The sequence below is a fragment of the Streptomyces graminilatus genome (assembly GCF_001418565.1).
Lineage (GTDB): Bacteria > Actinomycetota > Actinomycetes > Streptomycetales > Streptomycetaceae > Streptomyces > Streptomyces graminilatus.
Genome location: NZ_LIQQ01000310.1, coordinates 1 through 17,124, shown reverse-complemented (window position 1 = coordinate 17,124; position 17,124 = coordinate 1). Strand labels below are relative to the sequence as shown.

General features: G+C 70.4%; 16 protein-coding genes and 1 pseudogene. 10 read left to right on the top strand and 7 right to left on the bottom strand.

What is annotated here, in order from left to right; genetic code table 11:
* Positions 1-74: 74 nt before the first annotated feature.
* Positions 75-452: pseudogene (locus AOK08_RS47565) on the bottom strand (RidA family protein); the annotation flags it as partial.
* A 72-nt stretch (positions 453-524) separates the two neighbouring features.
* Here AOK08_RS47565 and AOK08_RS25535 point away from each other — a divergent pair.
* The 3 genes from AOK08_RS25535 to AOK08_RS45935 all read left to right on the top strand — a co-directional run bounded on the left by AOK08_RS25535 (position 525) and on the right by AOK08_RS45935 (position 2,999).
* The gene (locus AOK08_RS25535; RefSeq protein WP_055530261.1) at positions 525-1,436 is read left to right on the top strand and encodes a LysR family transcriptional regulator; all 912 of its coding nucleotides are present in this window, start codon (positions 525-527) and stop codon (positions 1,434-1,436) included.
* Positions 1,437-1,619: 183 nt separating this feature from the next.
* Entirely contained in the window at positions 1,620-2,447 is an 828-nt protein-coding gene (locus AOK08_RS25530) for an NPP1 family protein (RefSeq protein WP_055530322.1), read from the top strand.
* Positions 2,448-2,729: 282 nt separating this feature from the next.
* Positions 2,730-2,999: a hypothetical protein gene (locus AOK08_RS45935; RefSeq protein ID WP_157876785.1), complete on the top strand. Its 270-nt coding sequence runs from the start codon at positions 2,730-2,732 to the stop codon at positions 2,997-2,999.
* A gap of 531 nt (positions 3,000-3,530) precedes the next feature.
* On the opposite strand, the gene AOK08_RS25520 is transcribed toward AOK08_RS45935, so the two are convergent.
* Positions 3,531-3,728, bottom strand: coding sequence for a hypothetical protein (locus AOK08_RS25520; protein ID WP_055530257.1), 198 nt, complete (start codon positions 3,726-3,728; stop codon positions 3,531-3,533).
* A gap of 320 nt (positions 3,729-4,048) precedes the next feature.
* On the opposite strand from AOK08_RS25520, the gene AOK08_RS25515 reads away from it, so the two are divergent.
* The 3 genes from AOK08_RS25515 (at position 4,049) to AOK08_RS47560 (ending at position 6,695) form a co-directional block, all read left to right on the top strand.
* On the top strand, positions 4,049-5,119 hold the full coding sequence (locus AOK08_RS25515; protein ID WP_055530255.1) for an alpha/beta fold hydrolase: 1,071 nt from the start codon (positions 4,049-4,051) through the stop codon (positions 5,117-5,119).
* 53 nt (positions 5,120-5,172) lie between these two features.
* Positions 5,173-6,036 (top strand): alpha/beta fold hydrolase, encoded by an 864-nt coding sequence (locus AOK08_RS25510; protein WP_055530253.1) that lies wholly within the window; start codon positions 5,173-5,175, stop codon positions 6,034-6,036.
* A gap of 449 nt (positions 6,037-6,485) precedes the next feature.
* Positions 6,486-6,695, top strand: coding sequence for a hypothetical protein (locus AOK08_RS47560; RefSeq protein WP_241827085.1), 210 nt, complete (start codon positions 6,486-6,488; stop codon positions 6,693-6,695).
* 142 nt (positions 6,696-6,837) lie between these two features.
* On the opposite strand, the gene AOK08_RS25500 is transcribed toward AOK08_RS47560, so the two are convergent.
* Positions 6,838-7,428: a DUF308 domain-containing protein gene (locus AOK08_RS25500; protein WP_055530251.1), complete on the bottom strand. Its 591-nt coding sequence runs from the start codon at positions 7,426-7,428 to the stop codon at positions 6,838-6,840.
* Positions 7,429-7,472: 44 nt separating this feature from the next.
* Positions 7,473-9,092 carry a tannase/feruloyl esterase family alpha/beta hydrolase gene (locus AOK08_RS25495; RefSeq protein ID WP_055530249.1) on the bottom strand — a complete coding sequence of 540 codons (1,620 nt, stop codon included), beginning with the start codon at positions 9,090-9,092 and terminating at the stop codon, positions 7,473-7,475.
* A 299-nt stretch (positions 9,093-9,391) separates the two neighbouring features.
* Here AOK08_RS25495 and AOK08_RS25490 point away from each other — a divergent pair, with 299 nt between their 5' ends.
* Both AOK08_RS25490 and AOK08_RS25485 read left to right on the top strand, forming a co-directional pair.
* Complete coding sequence (locus AOK08_RS25490; RefSeq protein ID WP_055530247.1) at positions 9,392-9,955, top strand: CGNR zinc finger domain-containing protein; 564 nt, start codon at positions 9,392-9,394, stop codon at positions 9,953-9,955.
* Between the two features lie 236 nt (positions 9,956-10,191).
* Entirely contained in the window at positions 10,192-10,695 is a 504-nt protein-coding gene (locus AOK08_RS25485; protein ID WP_055530245.1) for a hypothetical protein, read from the top strand.
* 47 nt (positions 10,696-10,742) lie between these two features.
* Here the strand turns inward: AOK08_RS25485 and AOK08_RS25480 are convergent, their stop codons facing one another.
* The 3 genes from AOK08_RS25480 to AOK08_RS25470 form a co-directional block, all read right to left on the bottom strand.
* Entirely contained in the window at positions 10,743-11,420 is a 678-nt protein-coding gene (locus AOK08_RS25480) for a GOLPH3/VPS74 family protein (protein WP_055530244.1), read from the bottom strand.
* Complete coding sequence (locus AOK08_RS25475) at positions 11,417-12,862, bottom strand: dihydrolipoyl dehydrogenase family protein (protein ID WP_055530321.1); 1,446 nt, start codon at positions 12,860-12,862, stop codon at positions 11,417-11,419. The genes AOK08_RS25480 and AOK08_RS25475 overlap by 4 nt, the downstream gene beginning before the upstream one ends.
* Positions 12,863-12,935: 73 nt before the next feature.
* Positions 12,936-13,382, bottom strand: coding sequence for a VOC family protein (locus AOK08_RS25470; protein WP_055530242.1), 447 nt, complete (start codon positions 13,380-13,382; stop codon positions 12,936-12,938).
* Positions 13,383-13,887: 505 nt separating this feature from the next.
* On the opposite strand from AOK08_RS25470, the gene AOK08_RS47555 reads away from it, so the two are divergent.
* The gene (locus AOK08_RS47555; RefSeq protein ID WP_241827084.1) at positions 13,888-14,973 is read left to right on the top strand and encodes an AAA family ATPase; all 1,086 of its coding nucleotides are present in this window, start codon (positions 13,888-13,890) and stop codon (positions 14,971-14,973) included.
* Between the two features lie 156 nt (positions 14,974-15,129).
* Positions 15,130-17,124, top strand: a 1,995-nt coding sequence (locus AOK08_RS25455) for an AAA family ATPase (RefSeq protein WP_107101041.1), incomplete at its 3' end; no start/stop codon positions are given.

Sequence of the window (17,124 nt, the reverse complement as noted above, 5' to 3'; positions counted from 1 at the left end):
TCGTGGGCCGCGACGGGCAGGACCGGGGCTTTTGAGCGAGTGCTCGTGCCGCCACCGCGATGCGGGGGGACGCGCCGCCGCGCGGACACCTCTGTCTCAATCTTCATCCGTGGGTCGGAGAGACCGCACATGAGCATCGTGGCGGCGGGCTGAACGTCGCCGAAGCAGCGCCGAAGGACCGGCCAGCAGGGTTCGAAGTCCTCGCGGTCGGGCAGCAGGTAGCGCACGCGTACTACGTCGGCGAAGGTGCAGTCCGCCTCGGCCAGTGCCGCCTCGATGTTGCGCAGGCACTGCTCGGCCTGCTGCACCACGTCGTCGGAGATCGTCATGGTGGCGTAGTCGAACCCGGTCGTGCCGGACACATGCACCCAGTCCCCGTCGACCACCGCACGGGCGTAACCGATCTGCTCCTCGAAGGCCGAGCCGCTGAGGATCGCGCGTCGCTCTGTCATGCGCCGAACGCTAGAAGACCGGCACCGATACGTCTAATACGCCCACATGCATGGTCTGATATCTCTGGGCGTATGGATCGCCCCGAACTCCCCCTACCGCAACTGCACGCCTTCGTCGTGCTCGCGGAGGAACTCCACTTCGGCCACGCGGCCACCCGCCTGGGCATCGCCCAGCCGCCACTGAGCCAGCAGATCCGCCGTCTGGAGGACAAGGTCGGCCACGAGTTGTTCACCCGCGCCCCAGGGCATGTCGCCCTGACCCCGGCCGGCCGCGAACTGCTGCCCGCCGCCCGGCGGGCACTCACGGACCTCGCGGACGGTCTGGCCGCAGCGCGGGCCGTCGGCAGTGGCCGGGCCGGCCGCCTGCGGATCGGCTTCGCCGCGTCCCTCGCCCTGACGGTCCTGCCCGGCCTGCTGCGCACCTTCCGTGACCAGTCTCCTGGCGTCCATCTGGACATCCACGAGATGACCACCGCTCCGCAGATCGCCGCCCTGCACGACAAGTCCATCGACATCGGTCTGCTGCGTGAACCCCCCACCGACGAGACAGAGCTCGGCTTCAGGACGGTACTCAGCGAGCCTTTCGTGGCCGTGCTGCCGTCCGCCCATCCTCTGGCCGCCCAACGGACCGTACGGCTCGCACAGTTGGCGGACTCGCCCTTCGTGCTGCTGCCCCGCACCGCCGGCCCGACCCTGCACGACCAGATCGTCGGCCTGTGCACCGCAGCGGGGTTCACGCCACGGATGGTCCAGCACGCGGTGGAGTGGCAGACCGTGTGCGCCCTCGTGGAAACCGGTCTGGGCGTCTCCGTGGCCCCGGCAAGCATCCGCCGGATCCGCCTCAAAGGCGTCGCCTTCCGCAGGATCGAACCCGGCACCGCCCGCACACGGGTTGCCGTCGCGTGGCGCGCGAACGACAGCAATCCCCTGGTCAACCGCCTGCTGGCGGCTATCAGCCAGGATCCGCCGAACAGGCCCCGGTGAACACCCGGCAAAGGACCGCTAGGTCATTTGACGGAGCACCAGCCGCAGCGGATCACCTATGGACAGGCGTCGCGACGGACCGTCAGGTGACTGATCCGCACGGGTGGGTTCACCCGCCATGCTCGTCACGGGCCGCCGGTCACCGCCGGCCGGCCAGTCCGATGATCATGGAGATAGGTGAAGATGAAGAACTTCTTAGGGCGAGGTCGTACCGGCGAAACCGCGGGCTCCGCGCGCACCCGGCACCGGAGCGCCACACTCGTCGGCGGGAGCGCCCTGCTGCTCGCCCTCCCCGGCACGGCCGCCCAGGCGGACTCGCTGCAGAACCTGCCCCAGAAGGCGGGCGGTTACGAGGCGTCGTTCTCGCCCGCCTACGACTACGACACCGACGGCTGCTACGCGGTCTCCGCCATCGCCCCGGACGGCACCCTCAACCCGGGTCTGAAGCTGGGCGGTGACGTCAACGGGAACTGCCGCGACAAGTCGGACCTGGACCGCTCGCAGACCTACGCCCGTTCCAAGTGCAACAACGGCTGGTGCGCCATCGTGTACGCCAGCTACTTCGAGAAGGACCAGACGCAGAACGGCGGCGCGGGCGGCCACCGGCACGACTTCGAGCACGTCATCTCCTGGGTCAAGCAGTCGTCCAACCAGGTGGAGTTCCTGACCGTCACCCAGCACAACGGGCAGCACACCTACCCCCGTTCGTCCGTGCGGTTCGACGGCAGCCACCCCAAGGTCGTCTACCACAAGGAAGGCGGCACCGGCGGCCCTGGCAGCCACCTCTTCCGGCTGGCCAACGGCAATGACGAGCCGCCGGAGAACCACTACCACAACTGGCGCCAGCCCCCCATCGTCGACTGGAACGGCTGGCCCAGCACCTGGCTGCGCGACCGGCTCAACAACGCCGACTTCGGCTCGGCGACCATCAAGACCACCGACAAGGACGACCGCTTCCGCAACCTCCTCAACGCCTCGAAGCCCGACATCCCCTTCAACCCCTGGGCCTGACACCACGAACACCGCCCGGGCCCCGGTGCCCGTCGCCTTCCGTCCGGCTCCGGAGATCGGGACTCCCGTTCTCCGGACCGGGCAAAAGCTCCCGCAGGCATCCGGCCTGCGGGAGCTCTCCGCTTCACCGCCTGTCGTCCCGCACCGCCGGGCACGTGCGGGCTCCGGTCGACACGGTGGCGTCGGCCCCTCGGTGACCTGAAGGCCGTGCGCGCGAGACGGCGTCGAGCATCTCGTCGTGGGCGCCAGGGAGACCCGTATCGCTGGTACCCGAGCCGGAGCGTGAGCCGGTGGCGCGCTGTCGCCGTGCGGGCCGGGTTCCAGCCGGTCGACGTCGGCCTGCCGGAGAACCCGTGGCCGGGCAGCGTCGGCCGGACGAGGTGGAAGGTGTCCGGCGCGACCGCCGTGCGCCGTCAGCGGACGGCGTCCGCGACCGCCTCGGCCAGCCGGTCGGGCATCGAGAGGAAGGGCGCGTGCGCGGACTCCAGCGTGATCACGTGGGGCCTGTTCTGCGGGAAGGCGTCGTCGGCCTGGGCGATGAACAGGCGCTGAAGGGGCTCGGGGACGGGTTCTGTCCTCGGCGCACACCAGATAGGTACGGGGGGATCGATCCCCAGCCTCCGCGCCGTCAGCGTGGTGGGCCGGGTGGGCCATGGCGGTCGGCGCCTCGGGGCCGAGCAGGGCGATCGCTGCCGCGGTGTTCTCGTCGGCTCCGCCGTGGTCCGCGAACACCGCATAGGTGACCTTGATAATCCTGGGCGGGTCGAGCATCCGCAGTGTGGGGACGTCACCGATCAGCGGGCCGTAGCAGACCAGGGTCCCGACCCGGCGCAGGACCTCGGTCGAGGGCCAGAACGCCTGGCGCCGCCGCCGTCGAAGACCGCGTGCACTCCCTCTCCGCCGGTCAGGGACCGGGACGACATGGTCGGCGGGGACGGCGCACACCCTCGTTCGTCGAGTCGTCTGTCAGTACGTACGTCTGCCGGAGGTCCGACGGACGCCAAATGAGCGGCGTCCCGTCCTGCCCCTCGCCGCCCTGTCAGGCCGAGCGGGACAGGCCGTTCCCCTCGCCCGGCACGGTGTCTACAGGCCCAGATCGAGGGCGAGACACGAGTAGAACTGCCACTGGCCTTCGGGGTTGTACGACGCCTTCACCGCACCGGCGGGTGAGGCCTCGACCTGTTCGGCCATGTCCTCGAAGCGGATGCGCTCGGGAAGCCTGCCGAATCGCGCGCGCCGGACCGCCGCCTCGGCGGCTTCCCTGGTGAGCCCCTGGTTCATGACCGTGCTCCACTTCTTCGATCGTGGATGGTGTCCTGCCTGTCGCCTCGGACAACCATCAGACTGCCCCTCCCTGCGTCACCTGTCAAGTCGGTGACGCACGGAGAGGGATGGGCCCCACCGTGCTTGATTTCCCTGATTCTCTGGCCGACCAGCCACCGACACCTCAGTCGAATGACTGACACATGCGCCGCGTCGCACGACCGATGTCTTCTCCGTGACCGACCGTCACATGACTGATGTGTCCGGTTTCCTCGCCGACGAGAGTAGGTACCGCCGGCTCGGGCCGGTCACCCAAGACGCACGACGGAGGGCTTCACGTGATCAACAGGCGTTCCTTCAGCAAGGCCGTCGGCCTGGGCACCGGCGCCACCGCGGTCTCTCTGTCCGGCCTGCCGACCAACGCGGCCGACGCATCGGCCGCCGTACGGCAGGCAAGCGGCGCCCCCGTTCCCGCGGTGCCGGTCGTCACCCCCGGCACCCACACCGCGTTCAGCACGCTCAAGCACGTCAAGGCCGGTGTCCTGGACATCGGTTACGCCGAGGCCGGTCCCGCCCACGGCCCGGTCGTCGTGCTCCTGCACGGCTGGCCGTACGACATCCACAGCTTCGTCGATGTCGCCCCGCTCCTCGCGGACCTGGGCTATCGGGTCCTCGTCCCCTATCTGCGCGGCCACGGCAGCACCCGCTTCCTGTCCCGCCGCACCCCTCGCACCGCCGAGCAGTCGGCCGTCGCGCTGGACGTCATCGCGTTCATGGACGCCCTGAAGATCGAGAGGGCCGTCCTCGCCGGCTTCGACTGGGGCTCGCGCACCGCCGACATCATCGCCGCGCTGTGGCCCGAGCGCGCCAAGGCCCTTGTCTCCACCAGCGGTTACGTCATCACCAACCGCAAGTCGCAGCTCGAGCCCGCGCTCCCGGCCGTCGAGCACAACTGGTGGTACCAGTGGTACTTCGCCACCGAGCGCGGCAAGAAGGCCATGGAGAACGTCGACGAGCGCATCGCGCTGTGCCGGTACGTGTGGACTCTCGTCTCCCCCAACTGGAGCTTCGACGAAGCCACTTACCAGCGCACGGCCCAGGCCTTCCGCAACCCCGACTACGCGGCCGTCGTCCTCTACAACTACCGGTGGCGCATCGGCCTCGTCGAGGGTGAACACCGCTTCGACCGCTACGAGAAGCTGCTCGCGCTCCAGCCGTCCATCGGCGTTCCCACGGTCACCCTCGACCCGGCCCTCGACCCCTTCACCGCACCGGGCGACGGCGCCGGCTACCGCAACCACTTCACCGGACCGTACGAGCACCGCACGATCGCGAACGTCGGGCACAACCTGCCGCAGGAAGCGCCCACGGTCTTCGCGCAGGCCGTGATCGACGCCGATCACCTCTGACCACCGCAGATACACCGTACATACCGAGAGAAATTTCCTGAGAGGGGTTTGTCATGATGAGCGTCATTGGTGGACGCAGGCGGCTGATGACCGGGTCGTTGGCGACGGCCGCGGCGGGGCTCGCGCTCGGCGCCGTCGCACTGAGCGGCACGGCCAGCGGCGCGACCGAGACCGCGAAGGCAGCCGCCGGCACCGGTGGACACACCAGGCCGACCGTCATCCTGGAACACGGCGCCTTCGCCGACGGATCCAGCTGGAACGGCGTCGTCTCACGGCTGCGCGCCGACGGCTACCCGGTGATCGCCGCCGCCAACCCGCTGCGCGGACCGGCCTCCGACGCCGCCGCCCTGCGTACGGTCCTGGACCACGTCAAGGGCCCGAAGGTCGTCGTCGGCCACTCCTACGGCGGCAACGTCATCAGCCGGGCCGCGACCGACGACCCCGACGTCAAGGCCCTGGTCTACGTCGCCGCCTTCCTGCCCGCCCCCGGCGAGAGCGCCCTGGAACTGACCGGCAAGTACCCCGGTTCCACCCTCCCCGGCGCCCTCGACCCGGTCACCTACAAGTTGGCGGACGGCTCCACCGCCACGGATCTGTACATCCGACAGGACAAATTCCACCACCAGTTCGCCGCCGACGTGCCGGCGGGTCAGGCCGCGCTGATGGCCGCCGAGCAGCGTCCGATCGCCCAGGCCGCGCTGGAGGAGAAGGCCACCACGGCGGCCTGGAAGACCAAGCCGAGCTGGGACATCGTCACCACCAGGGACCTCAACATCCCCGCCGCCGTCCAGCGCTTCATGGCCAAGCGCGCCCACGCGCACACCGTCGAGGTCGCCGCGTCCCACTCGGTGGCCGTCTCCCACCCCCGCCTGGTGGCCGACGTGATCGAGCGTGCCGCCCGCGCCACCGTCCGCTGACACCCGTCGAGGGGCGGCGGGACTCCAGGTCCCGCCGCCCCTCGACGCGTTCCCCAGCACCTCATACGTGTGCTGACAGCGGGAAGACCCACGTCAATTGACTCAGGCCATCGCCCGTGCGACCCACCGGGCTGATCCCGGAGCCGCCGTTCGGCTGCCTCCGGCTCAGCCCGGTCCCGCACGGGCGACTTGGTTTGACCGTCAAGTGACCGATGTACGGGACCTGTTCCCGGCGAAGAGTGGCGGCAGCAGACTTCGTCCCACGGAGGGAATCCCCGTCATGCACGGTGATCCGTCACCCCTGAAGGCGCGTTCGGCGTCCGAGTCGGTGCCTTAGCTGTTCCTTGACCTCGACCGGTTAAGGAAGGGCCGGGCCTCGCCCGGCGCATCGGCCGCGAGCTGCCGCACCGCGGGCTGACGACGATGAGCGGTCGCGAGGACGTACGGATGTGGCCCGCGCTGCCCCGGAGCGGCCCTCGTCCTGGCTGCTGCTCGAATCGCCGGGGGCCGAGGCCCTGTTCGAGGTCCCCGCGGCGCCGCCGGCGGAGTGGCTGGACTCGACCTACCGGGTCATCTCGGCCGAGGCGGAGATGGACGGTCTCAACTGGGACGGCTTTCTCAGGCACCTGCTCGACGGCCCGGCGGCACCCCCGGAGTGACCGCCATCGCGGGCACACATGGGTGACCTGCCCCGGACCCTCTGTCCGACGACCGTGACGACCCTGACGACCCCGACGGCGAACGTCCCGGCCCGCGCCGTCATGGCGCGGGCCGGGAGGAATCGCGGGAGTACGGCCGCCGTCAGCCGGTCCGGGTGCGCGCCTGGCGGGACTTCCAGCCCAGCAGCAGGGCCTGCAGGATGAACCACACCCCGCCGCCCGTGGCGTACACCGACAGCACGTCGAGCGAGGGATCGCCGCCCGTGGCCTGGATGTTGTACGTGATGCCGACGAGGACGGACAGACCGCCCGAGATCAGGGTCGGCCACTGCTTGCCGAACTCGGGGCCGCGCCGCCGTATGCCCACGGCCACCTGCGCGGCACCGGAGACGAAGGCCCAGACGCCGAACACGTGCAGCGTCGCCGCCTCGCCGCCGGCTCCGGCCAGGCAGAGCGCGAGGGCGGCCAGCGTGCTGAGCACCCCGTTGAACGCGATGACCTGGCGTTCGGAGCCGTTCGGGGTGGCCCGGTGGTCGATCACCGACGACACGGCGTCGATCAGCGGGTAGACGGCCAGCAGGGTGACGGCCGCCGCGTCGAGGTTCTTGTGGACGCCGGCGAAGGCCAGGGCCCACGCCACGGCCAGCACACCGCGGCCCAGGTAGAGCCTCAGAAGGGAGGACCGTTCGTCCGTGGCCGCCGAAGGAGCCGGCGTCGAGGTCTGCGTGCTCATGTGGGTTCGGCCTTTCTCAGGTCAGGGAGTCGTCGCCGGAGCGGTCAGTGCCGGGGAGGGGAGACGCAGCGGAAGCTGGAGGCGGCGGCCGGGTCCCCGTGGCCCTTGTAGCGGGAGACCCGCGGGTAGGCGCACAGGTCACGGGTGACGGGCTGCCTGTCGGCGTTGATCAGGGTGGCGGGCAGTGTCCTGGGGGCCTTGCCGTGCTCGACCCAGGAGATCAGCGCGGCGAGGCCGTCGGCCGATCCGCCGGCGCCGTTGAGGCCGCAGTGGTCGGTGCCCGGGGCGAGGAAGAGACGGTAGAAGTCGTCGACCTTCCTGGCGCCGCCCAGCTCACGCTCGACCTGCTCGCGGTACCGCACGGTGCCCTGGGTGGGGATGTACTGGTCGGCCAGGCCGTGCCAGGTCAGCAGCTTGCCGCCGGACTCGCGGAACGCCGACAGGTCCGGGTCGTCGGTGCCGATGACCTTGTCGTACTCGGCCTGGGACTGCTTGAAGAGCTGTGTGAACCGGCTGTAGGTGATCTTCGAGATGTCGAGGGACGGGTCCTTCGCCACCCAGAGTTTGAGCCAGGCGGCGGGCACCGGGAACGGCGAGCCCGTGACGTTTCCGTCGGCGTCGGGGTCGCTGTGCCCGGCCAGCGCCCAAAGGTCGGCCCCGATCGGGGTGCCGTACCAGAGCTTCCGGCCGGAGACGGTGCGCGGGCCGTCCCAGATCCTGCGTACGACGGTCGCGTCGGCCGCCGTGACGGTCAGCTCCCTGCCCTCGCACACGACCTTGGTGCCGATCAGCCGACCGGGGTCGAAGTCGCACCGGGCCGGGTCGCCGACCAGGCCGTCCTTGACACCGTCGAGAGAGTCGCAGGCCTTGACGGCGGCGTTGGTGAAGGCCTCGAACTCGCACTTGGACGGGTAGGTCTTCTCGTTGTTCATGACGACCTGCGGCCAGAGCGTGGCGACCTCGAACTCGTCCCAGTTGACGGCAGGCGCGTCGGCGAGGATGCCGTCATAGTCGTCGGGGTGGCGCTGGGCCTCCATGTAACCCTGGCGTCCGCCGGTGGAGCAGCCGGTGAAGTAGGAGTACGCGGGACGCTTGCCGTAGATCGCGCCGACGACCTCCTTGCCGACGATCGAGGCCTCGTGCTGGGAGCGGGAGGCGAAGTTCTTCAGCGGCGCGGTGTTGACCCGGCCCTCGCTGTCCAGCGCCCAACTGGTGTCGAGTGCGTCCCCGACACCGGCGTCCGTGGAGACGGCGGCGTAGCCGTTCTTGACCGCCGTGCCCAGGCCGACCCCGTTGTCACCGGCCAGATAGGCGGCGCCGCCGAGCCCCTGGAAGCGGCCGTTCCAACCGCTGACGGGCAGCCAGGTCCGCACCCTCGCATGGTCGTTCGCGCCCGGGTGCGTGAGCGTGACGGTCACCTCGCAGAAGGCCGGTACGCCGGAGACCGTCCCCTGGAGGACGCCGGTGCCGATGATGGTGCCGCCCTTCTGGGAGGTCGCCGTCACGGACTCCACCTTGGTGCCGGCCGGGGCCTTCACGGAGGGCGCCGCGCAGGTGAACGCGGTGGCCGTGGAGCCGGTCCGCGTCTCTGCGGAGGCGGTCGGCAGGTACACCGCCGCGGCGAGCGGCACACCGGCCGCGAGAACAGTCAGAAGTCGTCTCATCGCTTTTCCGTCCAAGGGAGTAAAGGTGTGTTGAACCCGAGGGTGTGTCCGAGCCCGAGGGTGTGTCCGAGCCCGAAGATGTGTCCGCTCCGTGCTCGGCGACACATGTTCATGGACCACTCTGGCCGTGGGCGGTACAGCCGGGCGACAGTCAGTTGACTGACATTCGCGGGCGACCTGTGACCGGGATGCGTGAGTGGCGTGTTAGGTCATTCGACTGGCGGAGGCGGAGCCGGGAGCACCACCGGGAACGGCGACGCTTCTTGCGTCCGAGCAGCGTCACCTGTCAAAATGGTGATGTGAATCTCGATCATGTCTTCGTGTGCGGGCATCCGGCCCTTGACTTCGCGGCCACCCTCCGGGCCCGGCGCTCGGCCCGGTTCGAGATGTTCGTGACGCCGGACCGGCTGAACGCCTGGTACGTCGAGTCCGGCCTCGTCGACACGATCACTCCGGGCCAGGAGGACGACGTCCGCGAGGCCACGGCCGTACGCGAAGCCGTCTACCAGCTCGTGACCGACCGCCGCCTCGGCCAGGAGCTCGACCAGGAGGCGCTCGACCTGGTCAACGCCGCCGCCCGCAAGACCCCCGCGACGCCCCAGCTCACCGCGACCGGGCGACTCACCGAGGCGACGCCGGAGCAGGCTCTGGCGACGGTCGCCCGACAGGCGGTGGAGCTGCTCAGCGGTCCTGACGTGCCCCTGCTCAAGGAGTGCGGCAACCCCGAGTGCACCCGCGTCTACATCGACCGCTCCCGGGGCATGCGGCGCCAGTGGTGCGGCATGGAGTCCTGCGGCAACCGGATCAAGGCCGCCGCGTACCGCGCCCGGAAGAAGTCCACGCCCGCCGCGACCGCGCACTGACACCCTCACCCGTGGCCCTCGCGGCCCCGCCCGTCCACACGCGCTCGGAGACCGCTGCCGCCCGACACGTATTCACACCGAGTCGGAGTCCCCACTTCCCACGTGCGCAGGCACCTCAGCGCCTATCGTGAGGAGTGTGTGCCGGACAGACCCGTCCGGCGCTGACACCTGTCCGCACGGCACCCTCGGCGTGGGTATCATGCGCAGCGTCATTCATATCGAGGAAGTGAACGGTTGTGACCAGCCAATCAGCCGCCACACTCCGATCGCGGTACGTAGCCCAAGCCGCGTCGGACCTGGAGGAGAACCGCCGGAAACAGCAGGAACTGGCGCAGAGGCTCACCGTGTTGAAGCAGGAGGAGGCGCTCCTGCTGGACATCCTCGACCTTGCCGAGCGGTACGAGGGTTTCGCGGACGCGTCCCGTCTGCCCGAGCAGTCCCAGGACGAGCTCGTCGTCGCAAGGGCCCAGCCCGCGCCCGCTTCCGCCGGCGCGGAGGAGAAGTCGCGACGGCCTCTGCTCGGTGACCTCCTGGCAGAACTGCTCGGCGGGTACGAGGAGCCGCGCCTGGCGAAGGAGTTGAGGGACGAACTCCTCGCGAAGCACCCGGACCGCGAGCCCACACCTCAAGTGGTGCGCAACACCCTCGAATCCCTGGTCGCCAAGGGACGTATCCAGCGCCACAAACAGCAGCGTTCCGTCATGTACACCTTGGTGGACCGGCCGTCGAACACCAGCTGACATCGGCTGACATCGACTGACACCTCGACGCGTCCACACAAACGTGTCTACCCCCGCCATATGTTGTCGAACGCCGCGTTCTCGACGTCCCGCCGCAGCCGTACGGCCTCCAGCTCCGTCACCGCGTCGCCGACCGCGTCCAGTACGGTCGTGACCGCTTCGTCGACCGCTTCGTCGACCGCGTCGCCGACCGCGTCCAGTACGGTCGTGACCGCTTCGTCGACCGCTTCGTCGACCGCTTCGCCGACCGGGTCCTCGTGGGGCTCCGGCGGTTCCTCCCCTGTCCCCACGGCTGCCAGCAGAGCGGTGAGAACGCGCTCGCCGGAGTCCCTGCGTTCCTCCGCGTCGCGGCGGGCCGGCGAGTCGGCCAGGACGATCCGGGTGGAGCGCAGTCCGAAGTGGCGTGGGTGGGTGACAAGTCCGGCCCGCTCCAGAGCGTGGGCGTAGGCCGCGGAGAGTCCGCCACCGCGGCGCCACAGCCACGCGTCGACCGTCTCGTACGGCTCCTGTCTGGTGAGCGAGGCAGCCGCCTGGTCCAGCAGAGGATCTCCGGTCGCCATCAGAAGACCGGGCAGGATGCGGTCGCCGTCCAGGCTCAGCGCCTCCTTGGCCAGCAGATCGATCGCCTCGGCCCCCGCGAGCGCGAGGGACAGGTGGCCCCGCTCCACCGGCTGTTCGGCCGGCAGCTCCAGGGCGATGAGCATGAGGTCCTGTGCGGTGGTCATGTGTCTCTCCTCGTCTCCAGCAGGCGCAGCCACACCTCACTGATGGTAGGGAAGGCCGGTACGGCGTGCCACAGGCGTTCGACCGGCACCTCCCCGGTGATCGCGACGGTGGCCGAGTACAGCAGCTCGGCGACACCAGGTCCGGCGAAGGTGGCACCGACGACGACCTGACGGTCCCGGTCGATGAGGATCCGGGCCCGCCCCCGGTAGTCGGGGCGGTACTGGACGGCCCCCGCGAGGTGCCCGATCTCGTGGTCGACGACCTCGACGTCCCGGCCGGTGCGCTCGGCCTCGCGGGCGGTCAGGCCGACGGAGGCGATCTCGGGGTCGGTGAAGACGACGCCGGGGACGGCCTCGATGTCAGCCGTGGTGCTGTGCGGGGCCCACCGGCCGGTGTCCAGCCGCTCTCCCCGGGCGCGAGCGGCGATCACGGCCCCGGCGACGCGCGCCTGGTACTTGCCCTGGTGGGTGAAGAGTGCCCGGCGGTTGACGTCGCCGACGGCGTACAGCCAGTCCCCGGGGACGGCGGTGACGGTCAGGCTGTCGTCGGTGGCCGGCCAGTCCCCCGGCTCCAGTCCGACGGTGTCCAGGCCGATGTCCGCCGTTCGCGGGGCACGACCGGTGGCGAAGAGGATCTCGTCGGCCGTGATCTCGTGGCCGTCCGACAGACGGACCCGGACCTGGCCCGTACCGTCGCCCACCCGTTCCGCGCCGACGACGGAGGCGTTGAACCGTACGTCCGCACCGGCCTCCCGCAGCCGCTCGGTGACCAGCTCGCCCGCGAAGGGCTCCAGCCGTGGCAGCAGCCCATCACCCCGGGCGAGCAGCGTCACCCGGCTGCCCAGCGCCTGCCAGGCGGTGGCCATCTCGACGCCCACCACACCGGCACCGACGATCACGAGACGTCCCGGTGCCCGTCGGGCGCTGGTCGCCTCGCGGCTGGTCCACGGCCGCAGGTCGGCGATGCCGGGCAGCGGGGGCAGGGCCGCGCGGCTGCCGGTGCACACGGCGACGGCGTGCCGGGCGCGCAGGCGGACGGTGTCGCCCTCGGGGGTCACCACGGACACCTCCCGCTCCCCCGCAAGCCGTCCGTGACCACGCACCAGGTCGATGCCGGCCGACTTGATCCACTCGGCCTGGCCGTCGTCCTTCCAGTCGGCGGACATACGGTCACGGTGCGCCAGAACGGCCTCGACGTCCAGCGGTCCCTTGACGGCGGGGTCCAGACCGGGGACCCGCACGGCGTCGGCGCGGAGCAGGACGGGGCGCAGCAGAGCCTTGCTCGGCTCGCAGGCCCAGTAGGAGCACTCGCCGCCGGCCAGTTCGCTCTCCACGATCACGGTGCTCAGACCGGCGGCGGTCGTACGGTCCGCGACGTTCTCGCCGACCGGTCCCGCGCCGATCACGATGACGTCGTACGTGCGGATGCTCTCGGTCGTCATCAGTCCTCCGGTGACGGACGCCATTGGTTCTCGACAGCTCTCTCAGCGGCTCTCGTCGAGCTCTCGTCGGTTCTCAGCGGCCGGGGGCGCGTTCGGTGATCTCCTGGAGGAACCACTCGTTGCCGTCGGGGTCCTTGAAGGCGGCGAAGGTCCCGTAGCTGGCCCGGTCGGGGTGCGTGCCGGGCACGCGGTGGGTGTCACCGGCGTGGTGGAAGGCACCGGTCGCGTCGCGGAACGGGCCGGAGACCTCCACGCCGTACGAGCTCAGTTCCTCCTGCGCCTTGAGGATGTCGGTGACCGTCAGCTGAAGGCCGTGGAGCGTGCCCGGTTCCTGCCGGGTCAGGCCCTCGCCGAAGATGATCGAGCACTCGGAGCCAGGCGGGGTCACCTGCACGATCCGGTAGCCGTCGTCGATCGGGAAATCGGCGTCCAGGCGCCACCCGAGCCGCTCCACGTAGAACCCCTTGGCCTGGTCCACGTCGGATACGGGCAGGACGACGACTTCGAGCTTCATGTCCATGGCTGTGCTCTCGCTTTCGATGACGAGGGGACGAGGGATGAGGTCGGATACGCCGTCGGGCGGCGTGCGCTCAGTGTCGGCCGCGCCCGACCTGCGCGGCTTCAGTCAACTGACGGTGTGTTTCGGCCGGCTCCGGCGACGAGGAATGACTCAACGGTCGCGCCGGCCGGAGGAAGGCCGGCAAGGGCGGTGTGGCTGACGGCCATGGCTGATGCCCCCCTCACTTCACCGTCACCCGTTTAGGCGGTGACGCCATCATGGCAGCAGCTATCGTCACCGGTCAAGCCGGTGACGTGCGCTCTGGTGGCCCTCCCCTTCGAGACCCCACCGCCGACGCCCAAGGCCACCTGGACCAGGCGTTGTTGTCCGAACCGGGCTCTACCGGGAAGGCCATGGGTGTCCTTTAGACTCCAGTGATCGCACCGGCCGCACGGAGCCGGGTGCGGCGCAGCCAGGCCGGCGGACGGCACCGGGCCTCCGGACGCAAGCCGTTGGAGGCAGCTCGATGAATGACCTGGGCCCGAGCCCCGACCCGGCCTCGAAACGGCTGGTCGGACGCCACAGGGACCTGGAGTTCATCCGTTCGTTCCTCGGCAATGCCGAGGTCCACGGGGCAGCCCTGCTGCTCTCGGGTGAGGCGGGCGTGGGCAAGACCGCCGTACTCGACGCGGTGACGTCCGGCGCCGCGCACAACGGCGTCCGGGTGCTGCGGGCGGCCGGTGTGCAGTTCGAGGCCGACATCAGCTACGCCGGTCTCAACCAGCTCCTGGTACCGCTCTTCGACGACTTCGACATCCTGGACACCGTCCACCGCGACGCCCTGCGGGTCGCGGTCGGCATCGGCGGCGGGCCCGCGCCCGACCGTCTGCCGACCTCCACCGCGGTTCTGCTGCTGCTCCGGCTGATATCCAACCGGACACCGCTCCTGCTCGTCGTCGACGACCTGCCGTGGCTGGACCGGGCGACCAACGCAGTCCTCGGCTTCGTGGCCCGGCGGCTCGTCGGCAGCCGTGTCGGCTTCCTCGCCGCTTCCCGTACGGACTCCGACAGCTCCGACAGCTCCGACAGCTTCTTCGAGGCCGGCGGCCTGGCCGAACACCGGCTGGAGCCCCTGGACGACGTCTCCTCGGCAGAACTGCTGACCCTCGCCCACCCCGGCGTCTCCCCCACCGTCCCACCACCGGCTCGGTTGGTCGGCCGTCGGCGCCGGTGTGCAGTTGTGCCAGGCCTGGCTGCTCACCCCGGTCACGAAGGGCACGCATGCGGTGACCGAGATCGCGGTCCGCGGTGTCGCCGCCCATTCCCTCACCGTGTTGTCCCCGTTGTGGGCGAAGCGCCTGAACTCGTTGTGGGTCGACCAGCTCGGAAGGCTCTCGGAAACGGCCCCGGAGGACGGCGAGCCGTAACCCGCGTCCGCCGCCTTCGACCGGCCGACACCCGCACCGGGTGCCGGTCGGCGCCGTCGCCCCGCACCGCTACGTCGAGAGCCCGAGCTGAGCCCCGGCCAGGCCGCCGACGTGGTCGTCGACACCCTGCTGAACGGCCTCGGGACCTCCTGACACACCCGAGGGCGGACGGACACAGCGCATAAGATACGTGTGAGCAGTACTCACATACGGCGACATCCGGTGCGCCGACGAGTACACACCCAGTGGCACAGTGGAACGCCGGACACGAGACCGTTCGGATCGGGTACCAGGGGGCTGCGGTGAAGGGAGTGGGGGGCGTGGAGTCGAGCGTCAGGACCATGGTCGGCCGCGAGAGCGAGCAGGAGGTGCTGTCGGCGTTCGTGGCGGCCCCCGGAGGCCGGGCTCTCGTCCTGCGCGGCGACGCGGGAGTGGGCAAGAGCGCCCTGCTGGACCATGTCGTCGAGCTCGCCGAGGCCGGGAAACACCGGGTGATCAGAGCGGCCGGCGTCGAGGCCGAGTCGGAACTGCCGCTCGCCGGTCTGCATCAGTTCCTGTATCCGCTGCTCACCTCCATCGACCGGCTGGACGACACACACCGGGAGGTCTTCGACGGTGTCTTCGGCAGGGGCGAGGGCACTCCCCCGTCGGTCATGACGCTCGGGATCGCCGTCCTCGACCTGCTCTCCCTGGCGGCCTCGCAGCAGCCTCTCCTCTTGGTGCTCGACGACGGCCAGTGGTTCGACACGTCCAGCACCGAGGTGTGCGGTTTCGTGGGGCGCCGGCTGACCGGCAGCTCGGTGAAGCTCGTCGTCGGCCTGCGCTCCCAGGTGCCCTCGGGTTTCGACACGGCCGCGCTGCCCGAACTGGCGGTGACAGCGCTGCCGGAGAAGGTCTCCGAGGAACTCCTGGACGAGTACCACCCCGGGCTCGATCCCCAGCTCCGCCGTCTGGTGCTGGCCGAGGCCCAGGGCAACCCGCTGGCGCTGCTGGAGCTGCCGCCCTACGCGCGCGGCGGCCGGGCGGGACGCAGTCCCGAGGAACTGCTCGGGTACACCGGCATCCCGCTGCCCGTGCGGCTGCAGCAGGTGTACGGCGCGCGTATCACGTCCCTCGGCGAGCCGGTGCGCGCCGAGCTGCTGCGCGGTGCCCTGGACGGCGTAGGGGCCGGCACGGCGGCCGACCGCACCCGGAGCACGCGCTATCGCATGCGTGAAGCCGAAGAGGCCGCTGCTCGCGGTCTGTTGGACATCGATCCGCTCAGCGGTGACTTCGTGTTCCGGCATCCTCTGGTGCGTTCGACGGTGGTCCAGATGGCCACCCCCAATGAGCGGCGGACCGCGCACGCGGCTCTCGCCCGGGTGCATCGGGGCGATGTCGAGCGGCGGGCCACGCATCTGGCGGCGGCGACGGTCGACCCGGACGAGGAGGTGGCGGCGGCGCTGGAGGCGGCGGCCGGGTCCGCTTCGCGGCGCGGTGGCGCGGCGGCCGCCGTGGCCTGGCTGACCCGTGCCGCGGAACTCAGCGAGAACCGCGAGGAACGGTCCCGGCGCCTGGGCAACGCCGCCTTCGTCGCCACGGACGCCGCCAAGCTGGACCAGGCCCTGCGGCTGGTCCGCTCGGATTCCGGGTCCGGCGACGACGATTCCCCGGCCTCGGTCGCCATGTCGGGCTATCTCGCCTCCCTCGCCGCCGCGCGGGAGGACGGTGATGTCCGGTCGGCACAGCGCCAGGTCTTCGCGGCGATCGAGCGCCTGCGCGCCACCGGGGTACGGGAGCCGAGCGAGACGCTCAGCCGCCTGGTCGATCTGCTGCTGGCCGTCGACATGTACGCGGGTGACGAGGACGCGTGGCAGCGGACCCATGAGCTGCTGGACTCACTGGGCGATCTGGTGCCCTCGCGTTCGCGCGTCTACCAGGACGCCTGGGGCGACGTGGTGATTCGCGGCGCCGGGGCGGGGGAACGGGTGGAACGCGCCTTCTCCGGTCCCGGCGACCTGGGGACAGCGGATGCCTCCAAACTGGCCGTCGCCGCCTACCACATGGACACCCTCAGCCGGTTCCGGCCGCAGTTGCAGCGCATCGTCGACCGTGAGGCGGCGACCGGGGTCCTGACCAACGTGATGTCCATCATGCAGACGATCATGCTGGACCAGATCACGGTCGGTGAGTGGGACGAGGCCGAGCGGACCGGACAGCGCTGTCTGGAACTGGCGACGGCACACCGGCACACCCTGTTCGTCTTCCAGACCCAGGCACAGCTCGGCCAACTCGCCGCACTCCGGGGACAGTTCGAACGCGCCCGCGAACTACAGGCCGCCGTCGACGCCTGGGCC

Coding starts and splice junctions, on each gene's coding strand:
- AOK08_RS25535 (WP_055530261.1), top strand. CDS start 525: ATGGATCGCCCCGAACTCCCCCTACCGCAACTGCACGCCTTCGTCGTG.
- AOK08_RS25530 (WP_055530322.1), top strand. CDS start 1,620: ATGAAGAACTTCTTAGGGCGAGGTCGTACCGGCGAAACCGCGGGCTCC.
- AOK08_RS25520 (WP_055530257.1), bottom strand. CDS start 3,728: ATGAACCAGGGGCTCACCAGGGAAGCCGCCGAGGCGGCGGTCCGGCGC.
- AOK08_RS25510 (WP_055530253.1), top strand. CDS start 5,173: ATGATGAGCGTCATTGGTGGACGCAGGCGGCTGATGACCGGGTCGTTG.
- AOK08_RS25500 (WP_055530251.1), bottom strand. CDS start 7,428: ATGAGCACGCAGACCTCGACGCCGGCTCCTTCGGCGGCCACGGACGAA.
- AOK08_RS25495 (WP_055530249.1), bottom strand. CDS start 9,092: ATGAGACGACTTCTGACTGTTCTCGCGGCCGGTGTGCCGCTCGCCGCG.
- AOK08_RS25480 (WP_055530244.1), bottom strand. CDS start 11,420: ATGACCACCGCACAGGACCTCATGCTCATCGCCCTGGAGCTGCCGGCC.
- AOK08_RS25475 (WP_055530321.1), bottom strand. CDS start 12,862: ATGACGACCGAGAGCATCCGCACGTACGACGTCATCGTGATCGGCGCG.
- AOK08_RS25470 (WP_055530242.1), bottom strand. CDS start 13,382: ATGGACATGAAGCTCGAAGTCGTCGTCCTGCCCGTATCCGACGTGGAC.
- AOK08_RS47555 (WP_241827084.1), top strand. CDS start 13,888: ATGAATGACCTGGGCCCGAGCCCCGACCCGGCCTCGAAACGGCTGGTC.